At 60.0% G+C, this 13,053-nt stretch carries 14 protein-coding genes; all 14 read left to right on the top strand.

Annotated elements, in window-relative coordinates; all coding sequences use genetic code 11:
* Positions 1 to 27 precede the first annotated feature (27 nt).
* The 14 genes from fabD (at position 28) to era (ending at position 12,888) form a co-directional block, all read left to right on the top strand.
* Positions 28 to 984 (top strand): ACP S-malonyltransferase, encoded by a 957-nt coding sequence (fabD, locus tag FDG13_RS20375; protein ID WP_180132473.1) that lies wholly within the window; start codon positions 28 to 30, stop codon positions 982 to 984.
* Positions 985 to 988: 4 nt separating this feature from the next.
* On the top strand, positions 989 to 1,738 hold the full coding sequence (gene fabG / locus FDG13_RS20370) for a 3-oxoacyl-ACP reductase FabG (RefSeq protein ID WP_180132472.1): 750 nt from the start codon (positions 989 to 991) through the stop codon (positions 1,736 to 1,738).
* Between the two features lie 83 nt (positions 1,739 to 1,821).
* Positions 1,822 to 2,061, top strand: a complete 240-nt coding sequence (gene acpP, locus FDG13_RS20365) for an acyl carrier protein (RefSeq protein ID WP_078364073.1) — start codon at positions 1,822 to 1,824, stop codon at positions 2,059 to 2,061.
* Between the two features lie 139 nt (positions 2,062 to 2,200).
* Entirely contained in the window at positions 2,201 to 3,448 is a 1,248-nt protein-coding gene (gene fabF / locus FDG13_RS20360) for a beta-ketoacyl-ACP synthase II (RefSeq protein WP_180132471.1), read from the top strand.
* Between the two features lie 43 nt (positions 3,449 to 3,491).
* Positions 3,492 to 3,947, top strand: a complete 456-nt coding sequence (locus tag FDG13_RS20355; protein ID WP_180132470.1) for a hypothetical protein — start codon at positions 3,492 to 3,494, stop codon at positions 3,945 to 3,947.
* On the top strand, positions 3,944 to 4,588 hold the full coding sequence (gene rpoE / locus FDG13_RS20350; protein ID WP_180132469.1) for an RNA polymerase sigma factor RpoE: 645 nt from the start codon (positions 3,944 to 3,946) through the stop codon (positions 4,586 to 4,588). Before FDG13_RS20355 ends, rpoE begins: the two co-directional genes overlap by 4 nt.
* Positions 4,589 to 4,645: 57 nt before the next feature.
* On the top strand, positions 4,646 to 5,260 hold the full coding sequence (locus tag FDG13_RS20345; protein ID WP_180132468.1) for a sigma-E factor negative regulatory protein: 615 nt from the start codon (positions 4,646 to 4,648) through the stop codon (positions 5,258 to 5,260).
* Positions 5,257 to 6,270: a MucB/RseB C-terminal domain-containing protein gene (locus FDG13_RS20340; RefSeq protein WP_255435341.1), complete on the top strand. Its 1,014-nt coding sequence runs from the start codon at positions 5,257 to 5,259 to the stop codon at positions 6,268 to 6,270. The genes FDG13_RS20345 and FDG13_RS20340 overlap by 4 nt, the downstream gene beginning before the upstream one ends.
* Positions 6,271 to 6,310: 40 nt before the next feature.
* Entirely contained in the window at positions 6,311 to 7,780 is a 1,470-nt protein-coding gene (locus FDG13_RS20335; protein ID WP_180132467.1) for a DegQ family serine endoprotease, read from the top strand.
* Between the two features lie 225 nt (positions 7,781 to 8,005).
* Positions 8,006 to 9,817: a translation elongation factor 4 gene (lepA, locus tag FDG13_RS20330; protein WP_180132466.1), complete on the top strand. Its 1,812-nt coding sequence runs from the start codon at positions 8,006 to 8,008 to the stop codon at positions 9,815 to 9,817.
* The gene (lepB, locus tag FDG13_RS20325; RefSeq protein ID WP_180132465.1) at positions 9,817 to 10,782 is read left to right on the top strand and encodes a signal peptidase I; all 966 of its coding nucleotides are present in this window, start codon (positions 9,817 to 9,819) and stop codon (positions 10,780 to 10,782) included. The genes lepA and lepB overlap by 1 nt, the downstream gene beginning before the upstream one ends.
* Before the next feature lie 13 nt (positions 10,783 to 10,795).
* Positions 10,796 to 11,149 (top strand): DUF4845 domain-containing protein, encoded by a 354-nt coding sequence (locus FDG13_RS20320; RefSeq protein ID WP_078364066.1) that lies wholly within the window; start codon positions 10,796 to 10,798, stop codon positions 11,147 to 11,149.
* Between the two features lie 21 nt (positions 11,150 to 11,170).
* Complete coding sequence (rnc, locus tag FDG13_RS20315) at positions 11,171 to 11,860, top strand: ribonuclease III (RefSeq protein WP_180132464.1); 690 nt, start codon at positions 11,171 to 11,173, stop codon at positions 11,858 to 11,860.
* Between the two features lie 92 nt (positions 11,861 to 11,952).
* Positions 11,953 to 12,888, top strand: coding sequence for a GTPase Era (gene era / locus FDG13_RS20310; protein ID WP_255435382.1), 936 nt, complete (start codon positions 11,953 to 11,955; stop codon positions 12,886 to 12,888).
* The last annotated feature ends 165 nt before the right edge of the window (positions 12,889 to 13,053 follow it).

Raw genomic sequence — 13,053 nt, 5'->3', positions numbered from 1 at the left:
TATCTCTGAAACTTTTCCGTGACATTTATGAAACCATTTGCTTTTGTATTTCCGGGTCAGGGTTCGCAGTCGGTCGGCATGCTGGACGGCTGGGCTGATCATCCGCAGGTGCGGGTTGCCGTGGCCGAGGCCTCGGACGCCCTGCATGAAGATGTTGGCCAGTTGATCAAGGAAGGCCCCAAGGAGGCGCTGGCGCTCACCACCAACACCCAGCCGGTGATGCTGGTGGCGGGTGTGGCTGCCTACCGCGTCTGGATGGCGGAAGTGGGCGTGGCGCCTGCTGCAGTGGCTGGGCATTCACTCGGCGAGTATTCGGCGTTGGTGGCTTCGGGGGTGCTGACGCTGTCCCAGGCTGCACCGCTGGTACGTTTTCGGGCCCAGGCGATGCAGGAAGCGGTGCCGGTAGGGGTGGGCGCCATGGCTGCCATTCTGGGTATGGATGCTTCCAAAGTGATCGCTATCTGTGCAGAGGTGACGGGGTCTTTTGGCCAGAATGCCACAGAAGTTGTGGAGGCTGTCAATTTCAACGACCCGGGCCAGACCGTGATTGCTGGTTCCAAGGCCGCGGTGGACCAGGCCTGTGTGGTGCTCAAGGCCCAGGGTGCCAAGCGTGCCTTGCCCCTGCCGGTGTCGGCGCCTTTCCACTCCAGCCTGATGCAGCCAGCGGCGTTGAAACTCAAGGACCAACTCGACACCGTTGCATTTGCGGCGCCGCAAATCCCGGTCATCAACAACATCGACGTGGCAGTGGAGTCCGACCCACAACGTATCCGCGATGCACTGGTGCGTCAGGCGTTTGGCCCGGTGCGCTGGGTCGAAGTGGTGCAGGCCCTGCAAGCCCGTGGTTTGTCCACCTTGGTCGAATGTGGTCCCGGCAAGGTTTTGGCTGGTATGGCCAAACGTATTGCGCCCGACCTGTCGGGTCTGGCGTTGTTCGATGTCGCCTCGCTGGCGGACGTCAAAACAAGTCTTTTGGAAGCCTGAATTCATGAGTGAACCCACATTTCAAGGCCAGGTGGCCCTGGTCACCGGCGCTTCGCGCGGCATTGGCGCGGCGATTGCGTTGCAACTGGCACACCAAGGCCTCAAGGTGATTGGCACCGCCACCACCGACGACGGCGCCGCCAAAATCAGCCAGGCCCTGGCTGCGTTTGACGGCTGTAGCGGCAAAACCCTCAATGTCAATGATGCGGCTGGTGTCGACGCCCTGATTGACGAAATCGTCAAGACCCACGGCGGCCTGCAGATTCTGGTCAACAACGCCGGCATCACCCGCGACAACCTGACCATGCGCATGAAAGACGAGGAATGGGATGCGGTGCTGGACACCAATCTCAAAGCGGTGTTCAGGATGAGCCGTGCTGTCATGCGCACCATGATGAAGCAGCGTTATGGCCGCATCATCAGCATCACCTCGGTGGTGGGGGCGTCCGGCAACCCGGGTCAGGCCAATTACGCGGCTGCCAAGGCGGGTGTGGCGGGCATGACGCGTGCACTGGCGCGTGAGTTGGGTTCGCGCAACATCACCGTCAACTGCATTGCCCCGGGGTTCATTGAAACCGACATGACCGCCGGTCTGCCCGAGGAGCAGCACAAAGCCTTGATGGGCCAGATCCCCTTGGGCCACCTGGGCAAACCAGCCGACATCGCCCATGCGGTGGCTTATCTGGCGTCTCCCCAGGCAGCGTATGTCACCGGCCAGGAATTGCATGTCAATGGTGGCATGTTCATGGCGTGATCGGTGTATAAACAGAAGCCATCCAGCCGACATATCCGTCCGGTTAAAATGACGGATCTTTTTACAACCCTTTGAGGGAACTCATGAGCGATATTGAAGCACGCGTTAAAAAAATCATTGCCGAACAACTCGGTGTGGAAGAGTCACAAGTGACCAATGAAAAAGCCTTTGTGGCTGATCTGGGTGCCGACTCGCTCGACACCGTGGAGTTGGTGATGGCGCTCGAAGACGAGTTCGGCATTGAAATCCCTGACGAAGATGCTGAAAAGATCACCACGGTGCAAAACGCTGTGGATTACGCCACAACGCACAAAAAAGCGTAATGAATCCAAGCGCGGCGCCCAAGGGTGCCGCTTCGCTGCAGGGGTGTTTGACACCACCGGGCAGCGTCACCATTTCACAGCCTGATGCCTGCGCAAGGCATCAGGCTTTTTACAGACGAACCACTGACTGCTTATTCTTATGTCCCGTCGTCGCGTAGTTGTCACCGGTCTCGGTTGTGTCAGTCCCGTTGGAAACACGGTCGACACCACTTGGGCGAATCTGCTGGCTGGTCAATCGGGCGTGGGCCTGATCACCAAGTTTGACGCTTCCACTTTCAGCTGCAAGATCGCAGCCGAAGTCAAAGGGTTTGACATTGAAGCCTACATGAGCGCCAAGGAAGCGCGCACCATGGACACCTTCATCCACTTTGGTATTGCCGCCGCCGAGCAAGCCGTCGCTGACGCGGGCCTGCCCCGGGGTGATGCCTTGAGTGAAGAACTCGCCACGCGCATTGGCTGCGTCATTGGTTCGGGCATTGGTGGTCTGCCGATGATCGAGAGCATGCACGCCGAGTACATGCAGCGCGGTGCGCGTCGTATCTCGCCGTTTTTTGTGCCTTCCACCATCGTCAACATGATCGCCGGTCATGTGTCGATCCGCTGCGGCTTCAAAGGCCCGAATCTGGCCATCGTGACAGCTTGCACCACCGGTTTGCACTGCATTGGTCAGGCCGGGCGCATGATCGAATACGGTGACGCCGATGTGGTGGTCGCCGGTGGTGCTGAGGCCACCATTTCCCCGTTGGGTGTGGGTGGTTTTGCCGCGATGCGTGCCCTGAGCACCCGCAACGATGACCCGGCCACCGCCTCGCGCCCCTGGGATCGTGACCGTGACGGTTTTGTGCTGGGCGAGGGTGCCGGTGTGATGGTGCTCGAAGAGTACGAACACGCCAAGGCCCGTGGCGCCAAGATTTACGCCGAACTCGCCGGTTTTGGTATGAGTGGGGATGCCGGTCACATGACCGCGCCCAACATGGACGGCCCACGTCGCGCCATGCTGATGGCCATGCAGAATGCCGGTGTCAACGCCGACCAGGTGAATTACGTCAATGCTCACGGCACCTCGACCCCGCTGGGTGACACCAACGAGTCCAACGCCATCAAGGCCGCCCTGGGTGATCACGCCAAGAAGGTGGTGGTCAATTCCACCAAGTCGATGACTGGCCATTTGTTGGGAGGCGCGGGTGGTCTGGAGTCGGTGGTGACCGTGCTGGCGCTGCACCACCAGAAGAGCCCGCCGACCATGAACATCTTCAACCAGGACCCAGACTGCGACCTGGACTACTGCGCCAACACGGCGCGTGACATGAAGATCGACGTGGCCATCAAGAACAATTTTGGTTTTGGTGGCACCAACGGCTCGTTGGTGTTCAAGCGCTCTGCTTGATCCCACTGACTGCGGGATTCGCCTCTTTCAGCCATTTTTTCTGATGCACAGCGCCCCAGCGGTCAGCTACCCGGTGGGGCGTTCGTCTTTCTACGGCGCTGTGCTGGCTGGGCTTTATGGCTTGGGTGCCTGCGTGCTGCTGGCCTGGGCGGTGAATACCGACACACCCAGGCTGGGGCATCTGCTGGGCGGCTTGCTCTGGTTGATCAGCGCGGTGCTGGCCCTGTGGTCCTGGCGGCACACGCCAAACGGCACACTCACCTGGGACGGCCAGCACTGGATCTGGGCGCTTGGGGATCTGTCGCGCCCCGTGACCCTGCGGGTGACACTGGACCTGCAGCATCTGATGCTGATGCAATTGCGCGCCCAGGACGCGCCCACGCAGTGGGTCTGTCTGGCGCGCTCGGCCGCACCTGCGCGCTGGCGAGCCTGTCGGCGTGCCGTGTTTGCGCGCCAGCCAGCACAGCCGACTGCTGATGCCGACTGGGTGGCACCATGACCGTCAACACACCGACGCCAGACACTGCCATGCCACGCGAGCCCGACAGCGATGCGGTGCTGGTTGAGCGCGCGCAGGCTGGTGACCAGCGGGCGTTTGAGTTGCTGGTCATCAAATACCAACGCCGAGTGGAGCGGCTGATTGGCCGCATGGTGCGTGATGTGGACCTGGTCGAAGACATTGCCCAGGAAACCTTCATCCGTGCTTACCGGGCCTTGCACCAGTTTCGTGGTGACGCCCAGTTCTACACCTGGCTCTATCGCATTGCGGTCAACACGGCCAAGAAATTTCTGCTCGAATTGAAGCGGGACCCCACCGTCTCGGACAGCGCGCTGGCGCCCAAAGACGATGAGGATGAAACTTTCCGGCCCAAAAACGAACCAAGCACAGACGAGACACCGGAGTCGGTGTTGGCGGCCAAGGAAATTGGCCAGGCGGTGAGCCAGGCGCTGGCCGAGTTGCCGGACGATTTGCGTCAGGCCATCAGTTTGCGAGAGATGGATGGTTTGACTTACGAAGACATTGCCCAACTGATGGCGTGTCCGATTGGCACCGTGCGTTCGCGGATTTTCCGGGCGCGTGAGGCCATTTCTGCCAAGGTGCGTCCGCTGCTTGAGCGGCAGACCGGTAAACGTTGGTAAGGGGTGTGAACATGAAGCAGTTGGAACGGTTTGAACAAAACAGGGGCGAGGTACCTCATGTCTGATCACACGCAACACAACAGCGAAAGGCTGTCCGCCCTGATGGATGGGGCGCTGGAGGGTGAAGATGTGGCGCGCGCGCTGGATGCATTCGCCAACGATGTCTCGGTGGATGACACCTGGGATACCTACCATCTCGTGGGTCAGGCGATGCGCGCCTCTGGCGAGCCTTTGCAAGCGCACGACCCGGCTTTTCTGGCGCGCTTGCGCTCGCGGCTGGTCGAAGAAACTCCTGAATCAGTAGCTGTCAGCCCTTTACCCATAAGGGCTGAAGGCCAAAAAGTCTTTAAAGAAGCGGCCAACGATCCCTGGTGGCGGCGTGTTGCCGGTTTGGCATCAGTGGCCGTCGTGGGGCTGCTGGCCTGGCAGGGACTGGTTTGGATGGGGCCGGGTCAACCAACCGAGGCGACGCTGGCGCAGCAATCTGCTGCACCAGCGACCCGGGGTATACCGCAGGCGCTGGTCAGTGCCGATGGTGGCTCGCCGCTCATGATCCGCGATCCGCAGCTCGACGCCTTGTTGGCTGCACATCGCCAGGTCGGCGGTGCCACCGCCTTGCAGATGCCTGCTGGTTTTCTGCGCAATGCCACCTTCAGCGAGGACAAACGTTGAGACCTTGGCGCGAGGCTGCTGTTGGCTTGCTGGTGGCGCTGACCCAGTTCGGGCTGGCCGCACAACCCGCAACGCCTGCACCACCGGCCGAGGCCCCTGGCGCGGACATCGAGCGCTGGCTGGTACGCCTGCATGAGGCGCCGCGCAACCGCACCTATGTCGGCACCTTTGTGGTCACCGCTGGCAGCGACATGTCGAGCGCACGCATCTGGCACGTTGGGGAGGGTGGGCGCCAGATGGAGCGTGTGGAGTCGCTCACCGGCACCGCGCGCACCACCTTTCGGCGCAACGATGAGGTAGTCACCTTTTTGCCCGCAAACCGCACCGTGGTGCATGAAACGCGCGAGGCGTTGGGCCTGTTTCCCAACCTGCTGAAAAAAGCCGATGCCTCGGTGTCCCGTTATTACCGGCTGCGCAGCGTCGGCCAGGGCCGGGTGGCCGGACTGGAGGCGGACATTGTGCAGCTGCTGCCGGTGGATGTGCTGCGTTTTGGTTACCAGATCTGGACCGAGCAAAAAACTGGCCTGATGCTCAAGTTGCAAACCCTGGACCCCAGTGGCAAGGTGCTGGAACAGGCGGCTTTTTCAGAGCTGCAGCTCGAGGCGCCGGTCAGCATGGCCAAGCTCAAGGCCTTGATGGACAACACCCAGGGTTACCAGGTGGTCAGCCCGCATCTGCGCAAAACCACGGCGCAAGAGGAGGGCTGGGAGCTTGGCTCTGCCGTTCCCGGTTTTGCGCCGATGCGTTGTTACCGGCGTGGTGAGGGGGCTGCTGCGCCTGGGCGCAGTGCCTTGCAATGTGTTTATTCCGACGGTCTGGCCTCGGTGTCCCTGTTTGTGGAGCCGTTTGAGTCCAACCGCCATGCGCGCATGTTGTTGGCCCATCCGCTGTCGCTGGGGGCCACCAGCCTGCGTGTGCGCCAGGTCGGGCCGTGGTGTATGACGGCGGTGGGCGAGGTGCCGACGCAGACCTTGGACCTCTTGATGCAAGCCTTTGAAAAAAAACGCTGAACCCCCAGATATGTTGTTTTGTTCTCAGAAAAGGTCAGACATGATGCACTTGAATTGGAAACGCTTGTATGCCTGTGTCCTCAGCGGCGCGTTGATGGCCACGGCCCTCACCGCCCTGGTGCCAACCACGTCAGCCTGGGCGCAGGCCGCCAGCCTGCCGGATTTTGCCGATCTGGTGGAGCGCACCAGTCCCTCGGTGGTGAACATCCGCACGCTGGAGAAAGTCAGCGCCGCCACAGACCAGGCGCCGCAGATGGACGAAGACATGCTTGAGTTTTTCCGTCGTTTTGGCATCCCGATTCCCAACATGCCGCGCCAGGCGCCCCCGCGCAACCAGCAGCAGCAACCGCGTGACGAAGAGCAGCCGCGTGGTGTGGGTTCGGGCTTTATCCTGACTGCCGACGGCATGATCATGACCAACGCCCATGTGGTCGAAGGCGCCGACGAGGTGGTCGTGACCCTGACCGACAAGCGTGAGTTCAAGGCCAAGATCATTGGTTCCGACAAACGCAGCGATGTGGCGGTGGTCAAGATCGAAGCCACCGGTCTGCCGGCCGTCAAGGTCGGTGACGTGGGGCGCTTGCGCGTGGGGGAATGGGTGGTGGCGATTGGCTCCCCCTTTGGTCTGGAAAACACCGTGACCGCGGGCATTGTGAGTGCCAAGCAGCGCGATACCGGTGACTACCTGCCCTTCATCCAGACCGATGTGGCCATCAACCCGGGCAACTCAGGCGGGCCACTGATCAACATGCGGGGCGAGGTGGTGGGCATCAACAGCCAGATTTATTCGCGCTCGGGTGGCTCGATGGGCATCTCGTTCTCGATCCCGATCGACGAGGCGGTGCGTGTCAGTGAACAGTTGCGCGCCACCGGCAAGGTGACACGGGGCCGCATTGGGGTGCAGATTGACCAGGTGTCCAAAGAGGTGGCCGAATCGATTGGTCTGGGCAAACCCCAGGGCGCCCTGGTGCGTGCGGTGGAAGCCGGTGCGCCAGCGGACAAGGCGGGTATCGAGGCCGGTGACATCATCATCAAGTTTGATGGCAAAGCGGTCGAGAAGTCCTCCGACTTGCCACGCATGGTGGGCAACACCAAGCCGGGCACCAAAAGCACACTCACGGTGTTCCGCCGGGGTGCCACCAAGGACATTGCGGTGACGATTGCCGAGATCGAGGCGGACAAACCCGCTGTCAAGGCCTCTTCCAAATCGGCCAAGCCGCCCAAAACCTCTGCGGCACAAAGCTTGGGGCTGGTGGTGTCCGATCTGAGCGACGCAGCCCGCAAGGAGCTCGGTGGCAAAGGGGGGGTGCGTGTTGAAAGTGCCACCGACGCTGCGGCACGTGCCGGTTTGCGTGAGGGCGACATCATTGTGGCGCTGGCCAATGTGACGGTGAGCAACATGCAGGAGTTTGAGTCGGTGTTGGCTAAGCTCGACAAAACCAAGCCGCTCAGTGTGTTGTTCCGCCGTGGTGAATGGTCGCAGTACACCGTGATCCGGCCACAGAAATGATGTGCACAGCCGGTGCACAAGCTTGGGATAAGCTGTGACCAAGCCCTGGCACCGGTCGCGCATCTGGCGCCGCCAGGCCACTTGCGGGTGGTGACGCGCTTTTTCCTTACAATACAGCCCCGGCTCTCTTTGAGGCCGTCAGAAGCTTGGACCAGGGCGCGTCGTTTATGACCGCGCCCTTTTTTCTGTTCCCACGGTTTTCACACACTTTGTCGGTTTGCCCGAATGAATCACATCAGAAACTTTTCGATCATTGCCCATATTGACCACGGCAAGTCAACGCTGGCTGATCGCCTGATCCAGCGCTGCGGTGGCCTGCAGGAGCGCGAGATGGAAGCCCAGGTGCTGGACTCGATGGACATCGAGAAAGAGCGCGGCATCACCATCAAGGCGCAGACCGCTGCCCTGCAGTACAAGGCCAAAGACGGCAAGACCTACAACCTGAACCTGATCGACACCCCCGGCCACGTGGACTTTTCCTACGAGGTGAGCCGTTCGCTGTCGGCCTGTGAAGGCGCCCTGCTGGTGGTCGATGCCAGCCAGGGGGTGGAGGCGCAAACCGTGGCCAACTGCTACACCGCGCTCGACCTCGGTGTGGAAGTGGTGCCGGTGCTCAACAAGATCGACTTACCCAATGCCGATCCGGACAACGCCCGCTCGGAAATTGAAGATGTGATTGGCATTGACGCTGCAGATGCAATCGTCTGCTCGGCCAAAACCGGTCTGGGCATCGACGACATCCTGGAGGCGGTGGTGGCGCGTGTGCCCGCACCCAAAGGTAATCCTGACGCCGCTTTGCGTGCCATGATCATCGACAGCTGGTTTGACAGTTATGTCGGTGTGGTGATGCTGGTGCGAGTGGTTGATGGCCGTCTGGCCAAGGGCGAGCGCATCAAGATGATGGCCACCGGCACCACCTACAACGCCGATAGCCTGGGTGTGTTCACCCCAGCCAACCAGCCCCGTGAGGCGCTCGAAGCCGGTGAGGTGGGTTACATCATTGCTGGTATTCGCGAGTTGCAAGCGGCTAAGGTGGGTGACACCATCACCCTGATCCGCCCTGGTACCGGTGGTGCGGCGGCGACTGCTGCCGAGCCTTTGCCCGGTTTCAAGGAAATCCAGCCCCAGGTGTTTGCTGGTCTGTACCCGACCGAAGCGAACCAGTACGAAGGCCTGCGCGATAGCCTGGAGAAACTCAAACTCAACGACGCGTCACTGCATTACGAACCCGAGGTGTCACAAGCACTCGGTTTTGGCTTCCGCTGCGGCTTTTTGGGTCTGTTGCACATGGAAATTGTGCAAGAGCGCCTGGAGCGTGAGTTTGACCAGGACCTGATCACCACCGCGCCCAGCGTGGTCTACCAGGTGGTGCAGGCCGATGGCACCGTCAAGATGGTGGAGAACCCGTCCAAGATGCCCGATCAGGGCCGCCTGGAGGAAATCCGCGAACCCATCGTCACCGTGCACCTGTACATGCCGCAGGAGTACGTGGGCCCGGTCATGACCCTGGCCAACCAGAAGCGTGGTGTGCAGATGAACATGGCCTACAAAGGCCGCCAGGTGGTCTTGACTTACGAAATGCCGCTCGGTGAGATCGTGATGGACTTCTTTGACAAGCTCAAGAGTGTCTCGCGCGGTTACGCGTCGATGGACTATGAGTTCAAGGAGTACCGCACTGCCGACGTGGTCAAGGTTGATATCTTGCTCAACGGTGAAAAGGTCGATGCACTGTCGATCATCGTGCACCGTTCACAGTCGGTCTACCGGGGCCGTGCGGTGGTGGGCAAGATGCGTGAGGTGATCTCGCGCCAGATGTACGACGTGGCGATCCAGGCCGCCATCGGGGCCAACGTGATTGCCCGTGAGACAATCAAAGCGCTGCGCAAGAACGTGATCGCCAAGTGTTATGGCGGAGATATTTCGCGCAAACGCAAGCTGCTTGAGAAACAAAAAGAAGGCAAAAAACGCATGAAGCAAATTGGCTCGGTCGAGGTGCCCCAAGAGGCATTCCTGGCCATTTTGAAGGTGGATGCGTGATGCAAGCCCTGACTTCCCTGGTTCTGGCGACCTTTGTCGCCTACATTGGCGCCTGGTATGTGGGTTTGGTCGAAGGCAACTTTGCCCTGTTGCTGTTTTTGGCCACGCTGGTTACCGGTGTCTACTGGCTGGCCGAGCGTTTTTACTTTTTGCCACAGCGCCAACACGCCGCCGCCGAGCTGGAGGTGCAAACCCTCAAGCGCAACGAAGAGCTCAGCAAACTGGGCATCAGCCAGGTCGATGGCAATGTGACCGAAGCCAAGGCCAAGTTGCTGGCCCAGCCCTGGTGGCTGGATTGGACCGCGGGGCTGTTCCCAGTGATCATTGCGGTGTTTGTGCTGCGCTCGTTCCTGTTTGAGCCCTTCAAGATTCCGTCGGGTTCGATGATTCCGACCTTGCTGGTGGGTGATCTGATCCTGGTCAACAAGTTTGAATACGGTTTGCGCCTGCCGGTGCTCAACACCAAAATCACCGAGGGCACTGCCCCCAAACGCGGTGATGTGATGGTGTTTCGTTACCCGCCCAAACCGAGCCTGGACTACATCAAACGTGTGGTGGGTGTGCCGGGTGACGAAGTGGCTTACCTGAACAAACGCCTGACCATCAATGGCAAAGTTCTAGAAACCAACGCGGTGCCCGAGTTTTTTGACGAAGACAGCATGCGTTACTTCAAGCAGTTTGAGGAAAACCTGGGCAGCGTCAAACACCGTGTGCTCAACGACGACAGTCGCCCGGCCTTTGTGCCCGGCGCTGATGAATTCCAGTTCAAGCAGAACTGCCAATACAGCGTCGAAGGTGTGGTGTGCAAGGTGCCTGAGGGCCACTACTTCATGATGGGTGACAACCGCGACAACTCGCTCGATTCGCGTTATTGGGGGTTCGTTCCTGACAAGAACATTGTTGGCAAGGCATTTTTTGTCTGGATGAACTTTGGTAACCTCAAACGTATTGGTTCCTTCAATTGATCAGGAGACATCCATGACGCGTTTCGTCACATCAGGTCAACGGGGTTTCTCGTTCATCGGCTTTCTGTTTGTGGCTGCGGTGCTGGCTGTGACCGGTGTGGTGGTGGCGCAGATCATTCCCACGGCGATTGAATACCAGGCGGTGCTCAAGGCTGCACAAAAGGCGGCTGAAGGTAACACGGTGGTCGAAGTGCGCAGCATTTTTGACAAGGCCGCAGCCATTGACAACATCAGTTCGGTCAGCGGCAAGGACATCGATGTCACCAAAGAAAACGACAAGGTGGTGGTGAGTTTTGCCTACCAGCGTGAAATCCACCTGGCTGGCCCGGCCTATCTGACGATGAAGTATGCGGGTCGATCCAAGTAGTCTAGGCAACGGGGATCGAGTTTGAGCGCCGCCGATCTGGCAGCGTTGCAACAGCGCCTGCAGTACACCTTCTCTGACCTCAGCCTGCTCAAACTGGCCACGACACACCGCAGTTATTCTGCAGACCACAACGAGCGCCTGGAGTTTTTGGGGGACTCGGTGTTAGGCATGTGTGTGGCGGACCTCTTGTACCAGCGCCTGAGTGCGCTGCCCGAAGGCGATTTGTCACGCGTACGGGCCGGTTTGGTGCGCCAGGAAGCCCTGCACCCGCTGGCGGTGAAGCTGGGTTTGCCTGAGGTGTTGTTGTTGGGTGAGGGCGAATTGCGCTCCGGCGGGCAAAAGCGCCCATCCATTCTGGCGGATGCGCTGGAAGCGGTGATTGGTGCGGTGTATCTGGATGGTGGTTTTGCGGCAGCACAAGCCTTGGTCAAGCGGCTCTATGCATCGCATGAGATCAGCCCGGCCATGGCCGCTATGGGCAAAGACCCCAAAACCGAATTGCAGGAATGGCTGCAAGCCCGGCGGATGAAGGTGCCCGGCTACAAGGTGCTGAGCACCCTGGGCGCGGCCCACAAGCAGACCTTTGAAGTCGAATGCGAAATTGCTGAAATGCATCTGAGCGCGCGGGGTTCTGGCGGTACCCGTCGCGCGGGTGAACAAGCCGCCGCCACCGCCATGTTGCACACACTCAAAACCAAAGGCGCCCAATGAGTACTACAAAAAACAAAGCTACTGAGCCAGACGACACGGGGGCTACAACCTCAAATGATGTGGAAGCGATGCTGGCTGGCCTGCACCGCGACATGCGCCCGGCCGGACCGCAACAAGCGCCGGTTGAGGGCCAGCGCTGTGGCCTGATCGCCATCGTCGGCAAGCCCAATGTGGGCAAGTCGACCCTGCTCAACGCGCTGGTGGGGCAGAAGATCAGCATCACCTCGCGCAAGGCACAAACCACACGCCACCGCATCACCGGCATGCACACCGTGGGGCCAACGCAGTTTGTGTTTGTCGACACCCCCGGTTTTCAGACCATCCACGGCAATGCACTCAACAAATCACTCAACAAAACGGTGGTGGGTGCGGTGGCCGATGTGGACCTGATTTTGTTTGTGGTGGAGGCGGGCAGCTTCACCCCGGCCGATGCACGGGTGCTGGCGCTGTTGGGCAAGAACATTCCCACACTCTTGATCGCCAACAAACTCGATAACGTGCACCGCCGTGGTGACATCGCGCCCTGGCTGCAGGAGATGCAGGCCAAACACGCCTTCACCGAGTTTGTGCCGATGTCGGCCAAAAACAGCAAGGACATCGAGCGCCTGCTCGACATCTGTGCCAAGTATCTGCCCGAGCAAGCTTGGTGGTACGCCGCTGACGAGCTGACCGACCGCAGCGAACGTTTCATGGCCAGTGAAATGGTGCGCGAGAAGTTGTTCCGCCTGACCGGTGACGAGTTGCCCTACACCTCGACTGTGATCATCGACAAATTTGACGAAGAACCACCGGCCAAGAAAGGTCAGAAACGCCTGTTACGTATCGCCGCCACCATCGTGGTGGAGCGTGATGGCCACAAGGCCATGGTGATTGGTGACAAGGGGGAACGTATCAAACGCATTGGCATGGAAACCCGGGTCGAGCTGGAGAAACTGCTGGATTGCAAGGTGTTCATCGAGATGTGGGTCAAGGTGCGCTCTGGCTGGGCCGACGACGAAGCGCGGGTGCGCTCGTTTGGTTACGAATAAGCCAGGGATCTGGCATGTGTGGGCTCCAAAAGCAACAAGGCGGCTTGCGCCGCCTTGTCCTGCTCTCAAGCACTTTGCGGTTCAGCCGATCAAACCGCTCAAGGCGTAAGGCACAAGTGGGACCAGGCTGATGGCCGCAACGGCCCACAAAGCAGCACGATCCAG

The sequence above is a fragment of the Rhodoferax sp. BLA1 genome, from assembly GCF_013416775.1.
In the GTDB taxonomy this organism is placed as follows: Bacteria; Pseudomonadota; Gammaproteobacteria; order Burkholderiales; family Burkholderiaceae_C; genus Rhodoferax.
This window is presented reverse-complemented; position numbering and strand designations above follow the sequence as displayed.

Excerpts from the sequence above, each read along its gene's own strand:
- acpP (WP_078364073.1), top strand. The coding sequence starts at position 1,822 with ATGAGCGATATTGAAGCACGCGTTAAAAAAATCATTGCCGAACAACTC.
- fabF (WP_180132471.1), top strand. The coding sequence starts at position 2,201 with ATGTCCCGTCGTCGCGTAGTTGTCACCGGTCTCGGTTGTGTCAGTCCC.
- fabG (WP_180132472.1), top strand. The coding sequence starts at position 989 with ATGAGTGAACCCACATTTCAAGGCCAGGTGGCCCTGGTCACCGGCGCT.
- fabD (WP_180132473.1), top strand. The coding sequence starts at position 28 with ATGAAACCATTTGCTTTTGTATTTCCGGGTCAGGGTTCGCAGTCGGTC.
- FDG13_RS20335 (WP_180132467.1), top strand. The coding sequence starts at position 6,311 with ATGATGCACTTGAATTGGAAACGCTTGTATGCCTGTGTCCTCAGCGGC.
- FDG13_RS20355 (WP_180132470.1), top strand. The coding sequence starts at position 3,492 with ATGCACAGCGCCCCAGCGGTCAGCTACCCGGTGGGGCGTTCGTCTTTC.
- FDG13_RS20320 (WP_078364066.1), top strand. The coding sequence starts at position 10,796 with ATGACGCGTTTCGTCACATCAGGTCAACGGGGTTTCTCGTTCATCGGC.
- lepA (WP_180132466.1), top strand. The coding sequence starts at position 8,006 with ATGAATCACATCAGAAACTTTTCGATCATTGCCCATATTGACCACGGC.
- rpoE (WP_180132469.1), top strand. The coding sequence starts at position 3,944 with ATGACCGTCAACACACCGACGCCAGACACTGCCATGCCACGCGAGCCC.
- era (WP_255435382.1), top strand. The coding sequence starts at position 11,953 with ATGCGCCCGGCCGGACCGCAACAAGCGCCGGTTGAGGGCCAGCGCTGT.
- lepB (WP_180132465.1), top strand. The coding sequence starts at position 9,817 with ATGCAAGCCCTGACTTCCCTGGTTCTGGCGACCTTTGTCGCCTACATT.
- FDG13_RS20345 (WP_180132468.1), top strand. The coding sequence starts at position 4,646 with ATGTCTGATCACACGCAACACAACAGCGAAAGGCTGTCCGCCCTGATG.